The organism is Herbaspirillum rhizosphaerae (assembly GCF_001189965.1).
In the GTDB taxonomy this organism is placed as follows: domain Bacteria; phylum Pseudomonadota; class Gammaproteobacteria; order Burkholderiales; family Burkholderiaceae_D; genus Herbaspirillum; species Herbaspirillum rhizosphaerae.
Genome location: NZ_LFLU01000020.1, coordinates 35,129 through 53,614 on the forward strand (window position 1 = coordinate 35,129; position 18,486 = coordinate 53,614).

The 18,486-nt window shown below is 61.1% G+C and carries 19 protein-coding genes; 14 read left to right on the forward strand and 5 right to left on the reverse strand.

The genetic code is table 11. From position 1 onward, the window contains the following. Position 1 precedes the first annotated feature (1 nt). From livG to AKL25_RS20820, 3 genes are all read left to right on the forward strand, one after another. Positions 2–787 (forward strand): high-affinity branched-chain amino acid ABC transporter ATP-binding protein LivG, encoded by a 786-nt coding sequence (gene livG / locus AKL25_RS20810; RefSeq protein ID WP_050479673.1) that lies wholly within the window; start codon positions 2–4, stop codon positions 785–787. Further along, positions 787–1,491, forward strand: a complete 705-nt coding sequence (locus tag AKL25_RS20815) for an ABC transporter ATP-binding protein (protein WP_050479674.1) — start codon at positions 787–789, stop codon at positions 1,489–1,491. The genes livG and AKL25_RS20815 overlap by 1 nt, the downstream gene beginning before the upstream one ends. A 264-nt stretch (positions 1,492–1,755) precedes the next feature. Next, positions 1,756–2,391, forward strand: coding sequence for an FMN-binding negative transcriptional regulator (locus AKL25_RS20820; RefSeq protein ID WP_050479675.1), 636 nt, complete (start codon positions 1,756–1,758; stop codon positions 2,389–2,391). Positions 2,392–2,441: 50 nt separating this feature from the next. Here AKL25_RS20820 and AKL25_RS20825 read toward each other — a convergent pair whose 3' ends face one another. Next, positions 2,442–2,729: a hypothetical protein gene (locus tag AKL25_RS20825; protein WP_050479626.1), complete on the reverse strand. Its 288-nt coding sequence runs from the start codon at positions 2,727–2,729 to the stop codon at positions 2,442–2,444. Positions 2,730–2,876: 147 nt separating this feature from the next. Beyond that, positions 2,877–3,971, reverse strand: a complete 1,095-nt coding sequence (gene hppD, locus AKL25_RS20830) for a 4-hydroxyphenylpyruvate dioxygenase (protein WP_050479627.1) — start codon at positions 3,969–3,971, stop codon at positions 2,877–2,879. Between the two features lie 172 nt (positions 3,972–4,143). Between hppD and AKL25_RS20835 the strand changes: the two genes are divergently transcribed. The 4 genes from AKL25_RS20835 to AKL25_RS20850 all read left to right on the forward strand — a co-directional run bounded on the left by AKL25_RS20835 (position 4,144) and on the right by AKL25_RS20850 (position 8,150). Next, positions 4,144–4,662, forward strand: coding sequence for an Lrp/AsnC family transcriptional regulator (locus tag AKL25_RS20835; RefSeq protein ID WP_050479628.1), 519 nt, complete (start codon positions 4,144–4,146; stop codon positions 4,660–4,662). A gap of 113 nt (positions 4,663–4,775) precedes the next feature. Beyond that, positions 4,776–5,873 carry a bifunctional DNA-binding transcriptional regulator/O6-methylguanine-DNA methyltransferase Ada gene (gene ada, locus AKL25_RS20840; RefSeq protein WP_050479676.1) on the forward strand — a complete coding sequence of 366 codons (1,098 nt, stop codon included), beginning with the start codon at positions 4,776–4,778 and terminating at the stop codon, positions 5,871–5,873. Then, positions 5,870–6,517 carry a DNA oxidative demethylase AlkB gene (gene alkB / locus AKL25_RS20845; protein WP_050479629.1) on the forward strand — a complete coding sequence of 216 codons (648 nt, stop codon included), beginning with the start codon at positions 5,870–5,872 and terminating at the stop codon, positions 6,515–6,517. Before ada ends, alkB begins: the two co-directional genes overlap by 4 nt. Before the next feature lie 397 nt (positions 6,518–6,914). Next, positions 6,915–8,150 carry an MFS transporter gene (locus AKL25_RS20850; RefSeq protein ID WP_050479630.1) on the forward strand — a complete coding sequence of 412 codons (1,236 nt, stop codon included), beginning with the start codon at positions 6,915–6,917 and terminating at the stop codon, positions 8,148–8,150. Between the two features lie 60 nt (positions 8,151–8,210). Here AKL25_RS20850 and AKL25_RS20855 read toward each other — a convergent pair whose 3' ends face one another. Both AKL25_RS20855 and AKL25_RS20860 read right to left on the reverse strand, forming a co-directional pair. After that, a complete protein-coding gene (locus tag AKL25_RS20855) occupies positions 8,211–9,344 on the reverse strand; it encodes a DNA topoisomerase IB (RefSeq protein ID WP_083444819.1) in 1,134 nt (377 codons plus the stop codon). A 307-nt stretch (positions 9,345–9,651) separates the two neighbouring features. After that, entirely contained in the window at positions 9,652–10,935 is a 1,284-nt protein-coding gene (locus AKL25_RS20860) for a D-amino acid dehydrogenase (RefSeq protein WP_050479631.1), read from the reverse strand. Between the two features lie 105 nt (positions 10,936–11,040). On the opposite strand from AKL25_RS20860, the gene AKL25_RS20865 reads away from it, so the two are divergent. Continuing rightward, entirely contained in the window at positions 11,041–11,529 is a 489-nt protein-coding gene (locus tag AKL25_RS20865) for an Lrp/AsnC ligand binding domain-containing protein (RefSeq protein ID WP_007882305.1), read from the forward strand. Between the two features lie 49 nt (positions 11,530–11,578). Next, positions 11,579–12,031 carry a MarR family winged helix-turn-helix transcriptional regulator gene (locus AKL25_RS20870; RefSeq protein ID WP_050479632.1) on the forward strand — a complete coding sequence of 151 codons (453 nt, stop codon included), beginning with the start codon at positions 11,579–11,581 and terminating at the stop codon, positions 12,029–12,031. Positions 12,032–12,502: 471 nt separating this feature from the next. Here AKL25_RS20870 and AKL25_RS24490 read toward each other — a convergent pair whose 3' ends face one another. Next, positions 12,503–12,706, reverse strand: a complete 204-nt coding sequence (locus AKL25_RS24490; RefSeq protein WP_167541923.1) for a hypothetical protein — start codon at positions 12,704–12,706, stop codon at positions 12,503–12,505. Here AKL25_RS24490 and AKL25_RS20875 point away from each other — a divergent pair. From AKL25_RS20875 to AKL25_RS20895, 5 genes are all read left to right on the forward strand, one after another. Next, positions 12,672–14,243 (forward strand): ABC transporter substrate-binding protein, encoded by a 1,572-nt coding sequence (locus AKL25_RS20875; RefSeq protein WP_050479633.1) that lies wholly within the window; start codon positions 12,672–12,674, stop codon positions 14,241–14,243. The two genes, AKL25_RS24490 and AKL25_RS20875, sit on opposite strands and share 35 nt — an antisense overlap. 300 nt (positions 14,244–14,543) lie before the next feature. Then, positions 14,544–15,485 carry an ABC transporter permease gene (locus AKL25_RS20880; protein WP_050479634.1) on the forward strand — a complete coding sequence of 314 codons (942 nt, stop codon included), beginning with the start codon at positions 14,544–14,546 and terminating at the stop codon, positions 15,483–15,485. Positions 15,486–15,517: 32 nt separating this feature from the next. After that, complete coding sequence (locus AKL25_RS20885; RefSeq protein ID WP_050479635.1) at positions 15,518–16,351, forward strand: ABC transporter permease; 834 nt, start codon at positions 15,518–15,520, stop codon at positions 16,349–16,351. Between the two features lie 26 nt (positions 16,352–16,377). After that, on the forward strand, positions 16,378–17,406 hold the full coding sequence (locus AKL25_RS20890; protein WP_050479636.1) for an ABC transporter ATP-binding protein: 1,029 nt from the start codon (positions 16,378–16,380) through the stop codon (positions 17,404–17,406). Further along, positions 17,403–18,404, forward strand: coding sequence for an ABC transporter ATP-binding protein (locus tag AKL25_RS20895; RefSeq protein ID WP_050479637.1), 1,002 nt, complete (start codon positions 17,403–17,405; stop codon positions 18,402–18,404). Before AKL25_RS20890 ends, AKL25_RS20895 begins: the two co-directional genes overlap by 4 nt. Positions 18,405–18,486 lie beyond the last annotated feature (82 nt).

An 18,486-nucleotide genomic window follows, 5' to 3' on the forward strand; every position in this document is an offset into this window, starting at 1 on the left:
CATGACAAACAACAACGTGAACAACGCTACTTTGCTGCAGGTCGCGGACCTGTCGATGCGCTTCGGCGGTTTGCTGGCGGTCGACGGCGTGTCGCTGTCGGTGATGGACAAGGAAGTCTTCGCCATCATCGGCCCCAACGGCGCCGGCAAGACCACAGTGTTCAATTGCATCAGCGGCTTTTATCAGCCGACCACGGGCGACATCAGCCTGGGCGGCGCGTCGATTGCGCGCAAGCCCAGCCACGTCGTGGCGCAACAGGGGCTGGTGCGCACCTTCCAGAACATCCGTTTGTTCAAGACCCTGACCGTGGTGGAAAACCTGCTGGTGGCCCAGCACAATCAGGTCAACAACAATCTGGTGTCCGGCCTGCTGAAGCTGCCGGGCTATCGCCGCGCCGAGAAGGACGCGCTGGATCGCGCCGCCTACTGGCTAGCCCAGCTCGGCCTGACTGCGCTGGCCAACCGTGAAGCCGGCACCTTGTCGTACGGCTTGCAGCGCCGCGTCGAGATTGCACGCTGCATGATCACCAGGCCGCGCCTGCTGCTGCTGGATGAACCCGCCGCCGGCCTCAATCCGCAAGAGAAGCAGGAGCTGCAACAGCTCATCGACAAGCTGCGCCGCGAACACGGCGTCGCCGTCCTGCTGATCGAACACGACATGAGCCTGATCATGGGCATCTCCGACCGCATCCTGGTGATGGAACACGGCAAGCCTATCGTCATCGGCACGCCGGACCAGGTGCGCAACGACGAGCGCGTGATCAAAGCTTACCTGGGAGAAGAATGATGTTGCAGTTTGAACAGGTACATACCCACTACGGCGCCATCGAAGCGCTGCATGGCGTATCGCTGAATGTGGAAAAGGGCGAGATCGTCACGCTGATCGGCGCCAACGGCGCGGGCAAGACCACCTTGCTGATGACCCTGTGCGGCAAGCCGCGCGCCTCCAGCGGCAAGATCGTCTTCGAAGGCCAGGACATCACCCAGCGTGCGACGCATGAAATCATGCGCATGGGCATGGCGATTTCGCCGGAAGGCCGTCGCGTCTTTCCGAGCCTGACCGTGCTGGAAAACCTCAAGATGGGCGCCTTCTTCGCCACCAACGAGCAAATCGAAGAGGGCGTGCAATACGTATTCGGTTTGTTCCCGCGCTTGAAGGAACGCACCAACCAGCGCGCCGGCACCATGTCCGGCGGCGAGCAGCAGATGCTGGCCATCGGCCGCGCGCTGATGAGCAAGCCGCGCCTGCTGTTGCTGGATGAGCCGACGCTGGGCCTGGCGCCGCTGGTGATCGCGCAGATCTTCGAGATTATCCGCACCATCCGCGACAACGGCGTGACAGTGTTCCTGGTCGAGCAGAACGCCAACAAGGCGCTGGGTGTGGCCGATCGCGGCTACGTGCTGGAAAACGGCCATGTGGTGCTGGCCGACACCGGCGCCAACCTGCTGGCCAACGACGCCGTGCGCAAGGCGTATCTGGGCCACGCCTGATGCGCTGACGTCCTGTCTCGATGCCGTAAATGCAGTGATTGCCGGTCCGCGCCATGTACAGCAATGCACAGGTGCGGACCGGCAATTTTTTTGCGGCGTCCGGCTATTCGTTTGTCGAGTTTCCTGCACGCGCGGCCGGCATTGTCGACTATTTTGCCCGCTATAAAAAACTTCCCCGGTCGGTTACAGTAAGCTGCTTCGATGCGCGTATTTTTTGTTCGCGCATTTTGTGTCCGCAGCACCGATCATCGCAAGGGAAAACACGTGTACCTACCCAGCCATTTCGCCGAATCCGACCGCCAAGTCCTGCATCGCCTGATGCAGGATTATCCTTTGTCGACGCTGATCACACAGACTTCGGCCGGCCTGGACGTCAATCATATTCCGCTGATATTGAGCGCCGACGAAGGCGAACACGGCGTCCTGCGCGGACACGTGGCGCGCGCCAATCCGGTCTGGAAGGATTACGTTGCCGCAACCGAAGTCCTTGCGGTGTTCCAGGGGGCAGACGCCTATATCTCGCCCTCCTGGTATCCCACCAAGAAAGAAAACGGCAAGGCCGTGCCGACCTGGAATTACGCCGTGGTGCATGCCAGCGGTCCCTTGCGCATCATCGACGACGCCGAATGGCTGCGTGCGCTGGTGACCAGGCTGACGGCGCATCATGAGGCGGCAATGGCGCAGCCATGGTCAGTCGGCGACGCGCCGGCGGACTATATCGACAAGATGATCGGCGCCATCGTCGGCATCGAAATCCCGATTACGAAGCTGGTGGGCAAATGGAAGGTCAGCCAGAATCAGCCGGTGCAAAATCGCGCCGGGGTGGTCGACGGCTTGCTCAGCGGCACACAGCCGAATGCTGCTGCAATGGCGGCGCTGGTAGCGAGCAAGAAAGACTGAAGCGGAGAGGGCGAGTTGAGGTTGAAGCCGCGCTGAAAAACGCGGCTTTTTTACGCGTTGCTGGTGGCGACCGACAGCACGACGCTGAGATAGCTGTCGTCGCGATTGCGGCTGCGAGCCTTTTCTTTTTCCAGCCGGAAGATTTCCTGATAATGCGCCTGGATGCGTTGGCGCAGCTGGTTCAGGTCTTGTTCGGAGAGGGACGACAGCACTTGCTGCAACTGCTGTTGCAGCTCACGGATTTGGCGGGTCAATTGCTGGATGCGCTCGGAAATATCCTCGACGACGGCGGAAGCGGCGTTGGCGGCGTATTTTCCAAATTGAGCGCTGACAGGCATGGTGTTCCCTTGCAGAAGTAGTACTTCCTTTTACGACCTCATCTGCGATTTCTTTAGGGCAAAGAAAAAATAAAGAGACGTTCCGGATCGCCCGGAACGCCGCTCTGGCATTGCTTTTTTGATAATGTCGGCGCGAATCCGGGCGCGCTAGATGACGCCGCGGCGGATCTGATCCAGTTCGATCGATTCAAACAAAGCCTTGAAATTGCCCTCGCCGAAACCGTCATTGCCCTTGCGCTGGATGATTTCAAAGAAGATCGGGCCGATCAGCGTCTGCGTAAAGATCTGCAGCAGCAGACCCTGGCCTTCGGTCGGGGCGCCGTCGATCAGGATCTTCAGTTCGCGCAGCGCCGCCAGGTCTTCCTTGTGGCCGGGGATGCGGCGTTCCACCAGATCGTAATAGGTGTTGATGGTGTCTTGCAGCGGCACCTTGCGCTGATACAGCGTGCGCACGGTCTGGTAAATGTCGTCGGTGCCCAACGCAATGTGCTGGATGCCTTCGCCGTTGTACTGCTTGATGAATTCTTCGATCTGCGATTTGTCGTCGGCGCTCTCGTTGATCGGGATGCGGATCTTGCCGCAAGGGCTGGTCATGGCGCGCGATTTCAATCCGGTCATCTTGCCTTCGATGTCGAAATACTTGATCTCGCGGAAGTTGAACAGGCGCTCATAGAACGACGACCATTTATCCATCGCACCGCGCACCACGTTGTGCGTCAGGTGATCGATATAGGTCAGGCCGACGCCGACCGGATTGCGCTCGACGTTGGGGAAGAATTCAAAATCGATGTCGTAGATCGAACCGCGCTCGCCGTAGCGATCCACCAGGTACAGCAGCGAGCCGCCGATGCCCTTGATGGCGGGGATGTTCAGCTCCATCGGGCCGAGCTTGGCCGGCACGCCTTCGGCGCCCATTTCCAGCGCGCGCTTGTAGACCGCGGCCGCATCCTTGACGCGGAAGGCCATGGCGTTGACCGAGAGGCCGTGCACCTTGGCGAATTCGGTGGCGTTGCTGTCCGGTTCGGCATTCAGGATGAAGTTGATCTGGCCCTGGCGATATAGCGTGACGTTCTTGGAGCGGTGCCGCGCCACGGCGGCGAAACCCATGGATTCCAGCACGGCGGCGATCGGCATCGGGTCGAGCGCGGCATATTCGACGAACTCGAAGCCGTCGGTGCCCATAGGATTGTCGAACAAGTCGGTAGCGCTGCGAGTGGAAGTGATTTGCGTGGCCTGGCCCATCATGGTCTCCTGGTGATCGGAGCAGGCCGGCTGAACACCTTGCGCTGGCTCCGTGCTGGGTTATGTATGAACTCAGTTTATTGCAGGAGATGTGCAAAATGTGATTGTTATTTCTACATTTGTCGCGGTATGATGCACAAATTGTTCAAAATAATGGCGAAAAGAGGGCGATATGAGCACTATCACCGTAGACCGGTTTGATCTGGCCTTGCTGGCGGAGTTGCAGCGCGACGGCCACATCACCAACAACGCCCTCGGCCAGAAAGTGCATCTGTCGACTTCCCAGATCAGCCGGCGCGTGCAGCGCCTGGAAGAAGCGCACGTCATCGAGCGCTATACCGCGGTACTGGATCCCGCCGTCGTCGGCCTAGGCGTCACGGCTTTCACCAACGTCACGCTCGACCGTCAGGGCGAAACGCGCGGCGACCAGTTCGAGAAAGCGGTGCAGAGCATGCCGGAAATCATGGAATGTTTTTCCATCACCGGCGAGGCGGATTATATCCTGCGCATCGTCGCCCCTGATCTGGCGGCGTTTTCCGAATTCATGATGACACGCCTGCTGCGCCTGCCGGGCGTGACCAACGTCAAGTCCAACATCACCATGAAACAGATCAAGCACTCGCACGTGCTGCCGCTGGATCACGTCACGCAGCCGGCGCAAAGCCGCCAGCGGATCAAGTTCTCGTCCTGATTTTTTCTGGGGAAAACAACACAGGATTTGAAAGCAAGGCCCGGAGTGTCGGACTGATTTAGTGTTTTTATACTGCGATGACCGTGTAACCAAAAGGTGTCATCATGTTCAGTATGAATACCCGCAAGTCCATTTCTCGTGCCCCTGTTTCCAAACTCGCCGCCAACCTGGATGATCAGCGCTGGCAAGCCGTCACGCAACGCGACAAAGCCGCCGACGGTACGTTCTATTACGCCGTGCGCACCACCGGCGTATATTGCCGTCCGTCTTGCCCTTCGCGTCAGGCACGGCGCGAAAACGTTGCCTTCTACGATACCGGAGCCCAGGCGGAGCAGGCCGGCTTTCGCGCCTGCAAACGCTGCAAGCCGAACGAAGCCGCACTGGCTGAGCGGCAGGCGCAGGCCATCGCTGCGGTCTGCCGCGCCATCGAACAGACCGACGAATTGCCTTCGCTCGATGAGCTGGCGCAGATCGCCGGCATGAGCCGTTTCCACTTTCATCGCCTCTTCAAAGAAAAAACCGGCGTCACGCCCAAGGCATATGCAACGGCGCATCGCGCGCAGCGTTTGCGTGCCGGATTGGCGGACAGCGACACCGTCACCAGCGCCATGTATGACGCCGGCTTCAATTCCAGCGGGCGCTTTTATGCAGAATCCACCGGCCGCCTGGGCATGACGCCGAGCGCCTACCGCAGCGGCGGCAGCGGCGCGCAGATCCGTTTTGCGGTGGCGCAATGCTGGCTGGGGGCGATCCTGGTGGCGACCACCGCCAAGGGCGTCTGCGCGATCACGCTGGGCGACGATCCGGATCAACTGGTGCGCGATCTGCAGGATCAATTTCCACAGGCCGAGCTGATCGGCGGCGACGCCGAGTTCGAAAAGCTGATCGCCAAAGTGATCGGCTTCATCGAGTCGCCGCAGGGCGATCTCAACTTGCCGCTCGATGTGCGCGGCACGGCGTTCCAGCAGCGCGTATGGCAAGCCTTGCGCGAGATCCCGGCCGGTGCGCGCGTGACGTATTCCGACATTGCGCAGCGCATCGGCAAGCCGTCCGCGGTGCGCGCCGTGGCCAGCGCCTGTGCGTCCAACAGCATTGCGGTGCTGATTCCCTGCCATCGCGTGGTGCGCATGGACGGCTCGCTCTCGGGTTATCGCTGGGGTGTCGAGCGCAAGCAGGCCCTGCTGGAAAAAGAAGGCGAGAGCGGATCGTGAGCGGCGATCTGTTCGCTGCCTTGCGCGCGCCGTCCGTCGAACCGATAGTCGACGGTGCGACCTGGCTGCGCGCCTTCGCCGACGAGCAGGCCGCCGCGCTGGTGCAGGCGATTGTGCAAGTGACCGCGCAGGCGCCGTTCCGCCAGATGCAGACGCCGGGCGGCTACACCATGTCGGTGGCGATGAGCAATTGCGGCGAGCTCGGCTGGGTCACCGACCGGCGCGGCTATCGCTATCAGCGCGACGATCCGTTGTCGCAACGGCCCTGGCCGGCGATGCCGGAGGTGTTCGCTGAGTTGGCGGTGACGGCGGCGCTCGCAGCCGGCTTCGACAATTTCATTCCGGATGCCTGCCTGATCAATCGCTACGTGCCCGGTGCGCGCATGTCGCTGCATCAGGACAAGAACGAAGGCGACATGACGCAGCCGATTGTGTCGGTGTCGCTGGGCTTGCCGGCGACCTTTCTGTTCGGCGGCGGCGAGCGCGCCGACAAGCCGCTGCGCATGCGGCTGGAGAGCGGCGACGTGGTGGTGTGGGGCGGCCCGGCGCGTCTGCGTTTTCATGGCGTCGATACCCTGGCGGAAGGCGTGCACGAGCTGACCGGCAAGTGCCGCTACAACCTGACGTTTCGCAAAGCCGCATAAATTCTGAATCTTGTACGGTGCCCGGTCACCCGACCCAAAATGAGGCGCCAAAAGACAAACCAGGCCAACAGGTCTAAAATTTCGGGTTTCCCACTCAGAACTCATTTCATCAATAGGCGTGAGATGCGTTCTTCTCAGAAGGGGCGCTGGCAAGGCGTGCGACGCGTCGCGTAGCGGTGCCGAATGTGCCAACGGCTGCAAGGAGCGCAACGCAGCCAGCGCCCCTTCTGGGAAGAACCCGAAGGGAGCGGCTTGTTTGGGCGAATTGCTGCGTTACGAATCTGGGTCAAGACGCCCAGTCTTGACCCAGATTCGCGCCTTGCACTTCATCCCAAACAAGGCAAGCTCGCATTCACGCCTATTGATGAAATGAGTTCTTACTATAAGACAGGCCATCATGGAGACAGCGCTCAACCCGCCGGAAATGCCTCAGGCAACCGAGAAACAGGCAGCAGAAAAAACCGGTTTCCGCGTCCTTGGCGCGATCAGTTTTTCGCACTTCCTCAACGACATGATCCAATCGCTGCTGCTAGCGATTTATCCGCTGTTGAAGGGCAACTTCCATCTGAGCTTTGCCCAGATCGGCCTGATCACCCTGACTTTCCAGGTGACGGCTTCGCTGTTGCAGCCGCTGGTCGGCCTGTACACCGACAAACATCCAAAACCGTATTCGCTGGCCATCGGCATGGGTTCCACTCTGTGCGGTTTGCTGCTGCTGTCGGTGGCGCCGAACTTCGGCGTGCTGCTGGTTGCCGCGGCGCTGGTCGGCACCGGCTCCTCGGTCTTCCACCCTGAAGCCTCGCGCGTGGCGCGCATGGCGTCGGGCGGTCGTCATGGCCTGGCCCAATCGCTGTTCCAGGTCGGCGGCAATGCCGGCAGCGCGATGGGGCCCTTGCTGGCGGCGTGGATCATCATCCCGGGTGGACAACGCAGCATCGCGTGGTTCACCATCGCGGCGCTGATCGCCATCGTCGTGCTGCGTCAGATCGGTCACTGGTATCAGCGCCAGCAACTGGCCGGCAAGACCAAGGCGAAGAAAAAATCTTCCGGTTACGTCGAGCTGCCGCGCAACAAGGTCATCATGGCGGTCAGCATCCTGTTGCTGCTGATCTTTTCCAAGTACTTCTACATGGCCAGCCTGTCGAGCTACTTCACGTTTTATCTGATCAGCAAATTCCAGCTGTCGGTGCAGGATGCGCAGATTCACCTGTTCGTGTTCCTGTTCGCGGTGGCGATCGGCACCGTGCTGGGCGGCCCGATCGGCGACCGTGTCGGCCGCAAGCTGGTGATCTGGGTATCGATCCTGGGCGTGGCGCCGTTCACGCTGATGCTGCCGTACGCCAACCTGTTCTGGACCGGCGTGCTGACGGTCATCATCGGCATGATCCTGGCCTCGGCCTTTTCGGCGATTCTGGTGTTCGCGCAAGAACTGATGCCGGGCAAGGTCGGCACCGTGTCGGGACTGTTCTTCGGTTTTGCGTTCGGCATGGGCGGCATCGGCGCCGCGCTGCTGGGCAAGCTGGCCGACGTGACCGATATTTTCTTCGTGTATCAGGTGTGCGCCTTCCTGCCGCTGATCGGCCTGCTGGCGGCTTTCTTGCCGAAGCTGGAGAAAGCGCCTGTGGCTGCATAGCTGCCGTTGTTCTTCGTTGTTTTACAAAATCGGCTTTCCATGAAATTGGAAAGCCGATTTTTATTTCTCCTGCGACTTCTTCTGTTTCGACTGTTTCGGTTCGTCCTGCAAGCGTTGCTGCAGCAGCGCCAGCACGGCCGCTTCTTCCGGACTCAGCGCATGCAGGTCGTGAACCAGGTTGTCACGCACCTGCTGCTTGAGCGTGCCCGCCGTGACGCCGTCCAGGTAGGACGAGATCACGTCCGGATGCACATAGCACTTGCGGCAGATCGTCGGCGTATTGCCCAGCTTCATGGCCACGTGTTCAATCGCCTGCACGATGTTCTTCTTGGCCTGGGCTTGCGAATCGAACTGCTGGAATTCATTGAGCGCCAGTGCCGCCAGCACGGTCCCGGCCCAGGTGCGGAAATCCTTGGCGGTGTAATCCTCGCCGGTGATTTCATGCAGATAGTCGTTGACGTCGCCGGAGCCGATGCTGTGCGTGTCGCCGACTTCATCAACGTATTGGAACAGATCCTGTCCCGGCAGATCGAGCAGCTTGCGTACGATGCGCACCATGTAGGGATCGTGCAGTTTGATCGTGTGCTGCACGCCGCTCTTGCCGCGGAAATGGAATTTGATGTCGGCGCCGTCGACTTTCACATGACGATTGCGCAGCGTGGTCATGCCGAACGATTGATTGCTGCGCGCGTACTCGTCGTTGCCTACGCGCATGAGCGTGGCTTGCAACAGGTAGATGACCGTCGCCAGCACTTTCTGTTTGCTCAGTCCCGGCTTCTTGAGGTCGTGCTCCAGGCATTTGCGTATCTGCGGCAACACCTTGGCGAAGCTGATCATGCGCTGGTATTTGACCTCGTCGCGGACGATGCGCCAGCGCGCGTGATAGCGATACTGCTTGCGTTGGCGCGCATCGCGCCCGGTGGCCTGGATATGGCCGTTGGCCCAGGGGCAGATCCACACGTCTTCCCAGGCCGGCGGGACGGCGAGCGCCTTGATGCGGGCGAGCAGGGCGCTGTCGTGAATGGTCTTGCCCTCGCTGTCGATATAGCGGAAGTCGCCATGCTCGCGCATGCGGCTGATGCCAGGCGTGTCGTCGTTGACATAGCGCAGGCCGTTTTCCCTGGCAATTTTCTTTGGGCCGGGCACAGCCGGGCCTGGCGCGCAGGCCGTATCGCGATGGGCTTGTGTATGCATGCGAAGGTCTTTCTTCAAGAGAGCTTGCGTTTGCGGATGACGCCGGCGAATCAGGCCGGCAGTCTCCGACAGGGGAGGGCTTCGTCGTGCACGGCGGAGGGGAGTGGTGAGAAGCAACCGCCGATGAATCGATTATCGGCGCATTGTTTCGGCAGGAATGTCGGCGTAACCAGACAGCGCGTGTGGGACGTTTCCTACGTGCGCAATCCGGGTCCGATGCGCGCAATTGCAGAGGGTAAAAATAAAAAAGCCGAAGCGCAATGCTTCGGCTTGGTAGGTTGTAGCGCGGCTGCCGCTGTGCGGCGTATCAGGCCGTCGCCGTCGCGTGGAATTGCTGCTGCGCCATATACCGCGCCACCGACAAATCGTCCGAGGCGATGGCCGGGCGCCGGCCCGAAATCAGATCCGACAGCAACTGGCCGGAGCCGCACGACATCGTCCAGCCCAGCGTGCCGTGGCCGCTGTTGATGAACAGGTTGCCGATCGGCGTGGCGCCGACGACCGGCGTGCCGTCCGGCGTCATCGGACGCAGGCCGGTCCAGAAACTGGCTTGCGCCGTGTCGCCGGCGCCGGGGAACAGGTCGTTGACCACCATCTCCAGCGTTGCGCGGCGCTTCGGATTGAGTTCCTTGTTGAAGCCCACCACCTCGGCCATGCCGCCCACGCGGATGCGGTTGTCGAAACGCGTGACGGCGATCTTGTAGGTTTCGTCGAGGATGGTCGAGACCGGCGCGGCTTCGGCGTCGACCACCGGCACGGTGATCGAATAGCCCTTGAGCGGATACACCGGGATGTCGACGATGTTGCGCAGGAAGTTGGTCGAGTACGATCCCAGCGCCACCACGTAGCTGTCGGCCTTGACCAGCTCCTTGCCGCACACCACGCCGTCGATCTCGCCGCCGGCTACCACCAGCGCGTCGATGTCGACGCCGTAGCGGAAGCGCACGCCCAATTCTTCGGCCATCTTTGCCAGCTTGGTGGTGAACAGCTGGCAGTCGCCGGTCTCATCGTTCGGCAGGCGCAGGCCGCCGGTCAGTTTGTGGCTGACCTTGGCCAGCGCCGGTTCGGCGTTGGCGAGCTGGTCGCCGGTCAGCAGTTCGTAGGGCACGCCGGTCTGGCGCAGCACGTCGATGTCCTTTTGCGCGCCGTCGAATTGCTCCTGGGTACGAAACAGTTGCAGAGTGCCTTGCTGGCGGCCTTCGTAGGCGATGCCGGTATCGGCGCGCAACTGGCGGAAGCAGTCGCGGCTGTATTCCGCCAGGCGCACCATGCGTTCCTTGTTGACGGCGTAACGGTCGGCGTTGCAGTTGCGCAGCATTTGCCACATCCAGCGCAATTGCTGCAGCGTGCCGTCGAGGCGGATCGCCAGCGGCGCGTGTTCTTCAAACATCCATTTCAGGGCCTTGAGCGGAATGCCGGGCGCAGCCCATGGCGAGGCGTAGCCGGGCGAGATCTGGCCGGCGTTGCCGAAGCTGGTCTCCAGCGCCGGACCGGGCTGGCGGTCGAGCACCGTGACCTGATGGCCGGCCTTGGCGAGGTAGTAGGCGCTGGTGACGCCGATGACGCCGCTGCCCAGAATAACGACACGCATGATGTATTCCCTGAAAAGATTGTATTTAATTAGAATTTAAAACTATGATATTGAGAATTAAGTAGTCTTTGTTTGTGTATTAATGGCTAAAAACGAGAATAAATAATGAGAACGCAGCAGCTTTCAGTACGCACCCTGGACAAGCTGGACCGCAAGATCCTGGCCGTCCTGCAAAAGGACGGCCGCATCTCGATGAAAGACCTCGGCGAGCAGGTCGGCCTGTCGATTACGCCGTGCATCGAGCGCGTCAAGCGCATGGAGCGCGACGGCGTCATCAGCGGCTACTACGCGCGCATCAATCCGGAAACGCTGGGGGCGACCTTGCTGGTGTTCGTGGAGATCACGCTGAACCACAAATCGGGCAATATGTTCGAGCAGTTCCGCCGCGAGGTGCTGCGCATCCCGGAAGTGCAGGAGTGCCATCTGGTGTCGGGCGACTTCGATTACCTGATCAAGGCGCGCATCCGCGGCATGGCGGAATACCGCAAGCTGCTCGGCGACATCCTGCTGCAATTGCCGGGGGCGGCGCAGTCCAAGAGCTATGTGGTGATGGAAGAGATCAAGGAAACGCTGGCCTTGCCGCTGGAAGAATAATGTCCGGCCGGCGCCCCGCGGGATATCGTCAATTCTTGCTTATTAAAAAATGTCAGATCAGCCAAATCAATCGGAACTGGAAACACATCTTTTCTTCCTGTGCACGCAGGTGGTGTACCGGCGCAATCACTTGCTGCAGGACGCCTTGCGGCCGCTGGAAATCCTGCCGACGGAATACCGGATCCTGAGCGCGGTCCTGCGCAAGGGCCCGTTGACCATGCAGGAGCTGGCGCAATGGACCGCCTACGAGCGCACGCGCGTCACCCGTATCCTGCACGCGATGGAAGCGCGCGGATGGATTGCGCGCAGCGCCTCGGAACACGACAAGCGGTCGGTGGTCGTGCAGATCACCGACAGCGGACGCGAGATGTTCTGGCAAGCCAAGGTGATCGTCGACCGGGTGACCGATCAGGCCATGAGCGACAACTCGGAAGAAGAGATCGCGCAGCTGCGGCATGGCCTCACGGTCTTGCGCAAGAAGCTGATGGCGATGGAGAGCTGAAACCTTTCATCCGCTGAACGGAAGAGCTGCGGCGCGGCTTGCCCGTCGCGCCAGTTCCTGCTCCTGTTTTCCCGCTTTTGCGTCTGTTGCGGCAGCGCCGGTCTCCGCGACCCGGCCCTGTTGCAAAAAATCCACCTCCTTGTTTTTGTCCGTTCGCCCTGGCGCTGTGTTGCAAAGCGCAATTTTCCCTCGTGCACCATCTCGTGACGCCCGCCGATTTTTACGCTGGCGGTTCGCTGTCTGCAATGGCATTCCGGATCGCATTCCTGCTGCGATTTTTCGTCAGAGGCGCTGGCCGGTGCCGCGCCCCTGTTTGGTGATTCGTGTCGAAGCGATGCCTGTTTTTGGGGCGGCGCAGCATTTATGTTACTAAATAACAGTTCTTGCTTTTTCTCGTAATGCTTCATAGATAAGGGATTCATGATTTATCCCCGTGTTTACTGATTGCTGGTTCAAACGTCGTGATATAAACTACCAAAAAATTTCAGCAAGCAGTCGCAGCAAAAGAATAAAAAACAAAACATCAGCAAACGGCGCACCATGAATGTCGCTTGACCGCCAGTTCCGGCAAACCGGTCGCCATTCATTTCGTCGTTGCAAGGCCAGGATTTTTAACCCAGCAGGCATGTAGGAGAGGATGATGACAGTGCGATCTTTTTTACCGTCGTTCAACAAGGGCAGGCGTCTGCTATTTCAATGTGCGGCAAGCGCGGCTGTGCTTGCTTCGGTAGGCGTATCGCCAATGGTGCAGGCAGCTCCCGGCGGCGTCGCCAATCTGGCGATGGTGGCCGAGCCGCAAACGCTGGATCCGATGGCTTCGACCACCGATCTGGTGGCGACCATCATGCAGCACGTCTATGAGCCGCTGTATACCTTCGACGCCAAATGGAACATCCAGCCCATGCTGGCCGAAAGCCTGCCCAAGGTGAGCGCCGACGGCAAGACCGTCACCATCGAACTGCGCAAGGGCGTCAAATTCCACAACGGCAAAGAGATGAAGTCCGACGACGTGGTCGCTTCGCTCAAGCGCTGGATGGACATCGCGCCGCGCGGCAAGGCGGTATCCAAGGAGATCAAGAGCCTCGACGCCAAAGGTCCTTACACCATCGTGCTGAGCATGCAGAACGCCTATGCGCCGCTGCTGGCGCACCTGGCGCTGCCGTCCGGCTTCGCCGCAATCATGCCGAAAGAATCCGCAGTCAATCCATTGAAGGATTTCATCGGCACCGGTCCTTACCAGTTCAAGGAGCGCAAGCCTGACCAATACGTGCTGCTGACCCGTTTCGACGGCTACAGCGCGCGCAAGGAGCCGGCCAGCGGCTACGCCGGCAAGCGTGAAGCGCTGCTGTCCGAGCTGCGCTTCATCCCCGTGCCGAACCCGAACACCCGCGTCGAAGGTTCGCTGTCCGGCCAGTATCAGTTCGCCGATCTGCTGCCGGCCGAAGCTTCGCCGCGTCTGGCAGGCAAGCCGAATGTCGTGCCGGTGATCACTGCGCCGTTCGGCTTCCCGTACGTGGTGCTGAACACGGTGCAAGGCCCGCTGCAAAAGCAGGGCGTGCGCCAGGCGATCCAGGCGGCGCTGAACATGAAGGAAATCATGACCGCCGGTTTCGGCGATCCGAAGTTCTTCTCGGTCGAGGGCAATCATTTCCCCAAGGGCTCGCCGTTCTACTCCATGGACGGTACGGCTTCGTATAACCAGGCCAATGCCGCCAAGGCGCGCGATCTCGCCGCCAAGGCCGGCTACAAGGGCGAGCCGGTCAAGATCCTGACCAGCAAGCAATACGAATTCCACTACCGCATGGCGCTGGTGATGGGCGAAGAACTGAAGCTGGCCGGCTTCAAGGTCGACATGCAAGTGGTTGACTGGGCCACGCTGATCCAGCGCCGCAACGATCCGGCGCTGTGGGACATCTACATGACGCACTCGGCCTTCCTGCCTGAACCGACACTGTCGCCGCCGCAGCTGAGCGATGGCGCACCGGGCGGCTGGAAGAGCGCGGGCAAGGATGTCTCGGTCACCGTGTTCTCGCACGAGATGGATCCGGCGCATCGCGGCGCATTGTGGGGCAAGGTGCAGAGCGTGGTGTACGACGAAGTGCCGTACATCCGCCTGGGCAGCTTCAACAGCCTGACCGCGAAATCGTCCAAGCTGCAAGGCTACACGCCGATGCCCTGGCCGTATTTCTGGAATACCAAGCTGGCTGATTGATCAATCAAACGGCCTGGCGTATTGCTGAACCATGCGCCGGCTGCGAACATCTCGCTGAATGTGCTTTCATTCACCGCAGTCGTCCCAGCGAAAGCTGGGACCCAGTGTCGTCAAGACGGTCGACACGACACCGGGTCCTGACTTTCGTCAGGACGACAAGCTGATGAGGGATGTCATTCTTTAGTTGGATCGTGTCATTGCGGCCATGTTTGAGTTCGTACTGCTTCAATGTAAATCCAGGCGGTTTCATTTTTTCTGAAACCGCCTGGCCGGCAATTTTTTCTAACTGATTCCACGTCTATGCTCCGTTATCTTTCAGGACGCTTCACCGGCATGGTGATCGTCATGCTGATCGTCGCCGTGCTGGTGTTCTTCATCACGCGCCTGGCGCCGGGCGATCCGGCCGCGATCATGCTGGGCGACCAGGCCACTGTCGCCGACATCGCCAAACTGCGCGCCCAATACGGCTTCGACAAGCCGATGCTCGTGCAATTCGGCTTCTGGCTCAAGGAACTGGCGCAGGGTAACCTCGGCCAATCCATTTTCTTGCAGATGCCGGTCACCGAAGCGCTGGCTTCGCGCGCCGAGCCGACTTTCTTTCTGACCATTTTCGCGGTGGCGCTGGCCTGCCTGATCGGCATTCCCTGCGGCATCGTTTCCGCCGTATGGCGCGGTCGCGTGGTGGACCAGGTGTTCACCGGCATCGCCATGCTGGGCGCGAGCATTCCCAGCTTCTGGTTCGGCCTGATCCTGATGCAGATTTTCGCGGTGAAGATGGGCTGGTTCCCGGTGGCCGGTTACGGCGATCCGGGGGCGCCGCTGTGGGACCGTCTGCATCACCTGCTGCTGCCGGCGGTGGTGCTGGGCGTGCTCAATTCGGCGCTGATCATCCGTTTCACACGCGCCTCCATGCTGGACGTGCTGTCTGATGACTATGTCCGCACCGCGCGCGCCAAGGGGCTGAACGAGCGCCGCGTGATTTTGCGCCACGCCTTGCGCAATGCGCTGATTCCGGTAGTGACGGTGATCGGCCTGACGGCGGCGCTGATGATCGGCGGCGCGGTGGTGACCGAGACTGTGTTCGGCTTGCCGGGCGTCGGCAACCTGGTTGTGTCGGCGGTGCAGCGGCGCGATTATCCGGTGATCCAGGGCGCCTTGCTGGCGATCGCCGTGATCTATGTGCTGATCAATCTGGCGATCGATTTGCTCTACACGCTGATCGATCCGCGCGTCCGGTATTGATCCGGCTCTTGAACAGAATCACAGGATTTCCCATGTTTGCTTTTCTCTCCAAATTCATGCGGCGCAAGCTGGTCATGTTCGGCGTCGTCAGCCTGGTGCTGCTGGCCGTGCTGGCTGTCGTGGTGCCGCTGACTTCTCCTTACGACTCGTCGGCGCTGGACATCATGGCGCGCCTGCAGCCGCCGTCGGCGTCGCACTGGTTCGGCACCGACGAATTCGGGCGCGACATCTTCACGCGCGTGCTGACCGGCGGCCGCTATTCGCTGACCATCGGTGCGCTGGTGGTGGTGATCTCGCTGGTGGCCGGTGTACTGATGGGCTTGTGCGCCGGGTTTTTCAAGCGCATGGACGCGCCCATCATGCGCGTGGTCGACGCCATGATGTCGTTCCCCGACATCCTGCTGGCGATTGCGCTGGTGGCGATTCTCGGCTCCTCGCTGATCAACGTGGTGCTGGCGCTGGCGATCGTCTATACGCCGCGGGTGGCGCGTATCGTGCGCGCCTCGACGCTGGTGGTGCGCGAGTTGTTGTTCGTGGAAGCGGCGCGCGCGCTGGGCGTGTCGACGGTGCGCATCGTGTTCTTCCACGTGCTGGGCAATATCCTGTCGCCTATCCTGGTGCAGGGGACTTTCATCTTCGCCTACGCAATCCTGGCGGAAGCGGGCTTGTCTTTCCTCGGCGTCGGGGTGCCGCCCGAGCTGCCGACCTGGGGCACGATGATTTCTTCCGGGCAGGCCTACGCCGAGCAGGCGATCTGGCTGGTGGTGTTCCCCGGCATCGCCATCGTGCTGTCGGCGCTGTCGCTGCAGATGGTCGGCGACGGCCTGCGCGACATGCTCGATCCGCGCCTGCGCAAGAGCCTCTAATTCCTCCAGCAAAGAGAGTACAGATCATGCAAGAACAGAGAGTCCAACAAGGGACGCCGCTGCTGGAAGTCGACAACCTGCAGACGCATTTTTTCACCGAGCAGGGCACCGTCAAGTCGGTCGACGGCGTGAGTTTTACGGTCAACGCCGGCGAGACCCTGGCCGTGGTCGGCGAGTCCGGTTCCGGCAAGTCGGTGACCAGCTTGTCCATCATGGGTTTGATCCCGGCCGACGCCGGCCGCGTGGTCGGCGGCAGCATCCGCTTCAAGCGCCGCGACGGCGAAACGGTCGACCTGACGCGTTTGCCGCAACGCAGCCTGCGCCAGTTGCGCGGCAATGAAATCGCGATGGTGTTCCAGGAGCCGATGACCAGCCTCAATCCGGTCTTCACGCTGGGCGACCAGATCGCCGAAAGCGTGCGCCTGCATCTGGGCAAGAGTCACAAGGACGCCATGATCCATGCGCAGCGCATGCTGGAGCTGGTCGAGATTCCCGCCGCCGCGCGTCGCTTGTACGAATATCCGCATCAGCTGTCGGGCGGGATGCGCCAGCGCGTGATGATCGCGCTGGCCTTGTCGTGCAATCCTTCGCTGCTGATCGCGGATGAACCGACCACTGCGCTGGACGTGACGATCCAGGCGCAGATCCTGGCGCTGCTGCAAAAGCTGCAGCGCGAAACCGGCACCGGCATCTTGTTCATCACCCACAACCTCGGCGTGGTGGCGGAAATCGCCGACCGCGTCGCCGTGATGTACGCCGGGCGCATGGTGGAGCAGGGCAGCGTGCCGCAGATCTTCGATAATCCGCAGCATCCTTACACTACCGGCTTGCTCAATTGCCTACCGGGACGCAGCAAGAACCACGCCGTCGCCGGCGAGCGTCCGCGTCTGGCGGCGATCCCCGGCCAGGTCGCCAGCCCGCTGGCGCCGCCGCCCGGATGCGCTTTCGAACCGCGTTGCAGCCATGCTTCGGATGCCTGCCGTGTCGCCATGCCGCCGCTGACGCTGGGCGACGACGGTCACAATGTCCGCTGTATTTTGAGGAAGTCGGCATGAGTACTACCACCTTTGCAAACGAAGCCAATGCCACGCCGCTGGTCGAGGTGCGCAACCTGAAGAAATACTTCAACGGCAAGCAAAAAGACGCGCCCATCCGCGCCGTCGACGACGTCAGCTTCGCCATCATGCCGGGCGAAGTGCTGGGCCTGGTCGGCGAATCCGGCTCCGGCAAGAGCACGGTCGGCCGCACCCTGCTGCGCCTGATGGAAAGCAGCGGCGGCGAGATCCGCTATCAGGGCGAAGATATCTCCAACCTGCCGGCCTCGCGCATGCGCGCCTTGCGCCGCGAGATGCAGATCATCTTCCAGGATCCCTATGCCAGCCTGAACCCGCGCCAGCGCGTGCGCGACATCATCGGCGAAGCGCTCGACACGCACGGCCTGCATCGCGGCGAAGCCCGCGCCACGCGCATCGCCGAGCTGCTGCAACTGGTCGGCCTGCGCGCCGAGCATGGCGCGCGCTATCCGCACGAGTTTTCCGGCGGCCAGCGCCAGCGCATCGGCATCGCCCGCGCTCTGGCGGTGGAGCCGCGCTTCATCGTCGCCGACGAGCCGGTGTCGGCGCTGGACGTGTCGATCCAGGCGCAGGTGATCAATCTGCTGCAGGATCTGCGTCAGCGCTTCAATCTGGCAATGTTGTTCATTTCGCATGATCTGGACGTGGTCGAATACATCTGCGACCGTGTGGTGGTGCTGTATCTGGGCAAGGTCATGGAAATCGCGCCGGCTGCCGCCTTGTTCGAGAAGCCTCTGCATCCGTATTCGCAGGCCTTGCTGGCGGCTTCGCCCAAGCCGGAGTCGGATGCGCGGGAGCAAGCGAAGAATCGCCGCACCCTGCAGGGCGATTTGCCCAGCCCGGCCAATCCGCCGTCGGGATGCGTATTCCGCACGCGTTGCCCGTATGCGCAGGAGGCTTGTGCCGCGACGGTTCCCGAACTACGGGAAGTCTCGCCCGGCCGATGGCGCGCGTGTATCCGCGACGACGTGCTGTTATAGGAAGAAAAGGAGGGCAGTACCGGGTCTGCTGTACTCCTTTTTTAGCTGCTTGACTGTGTACGCCAAGACCGTCGGCAACAGG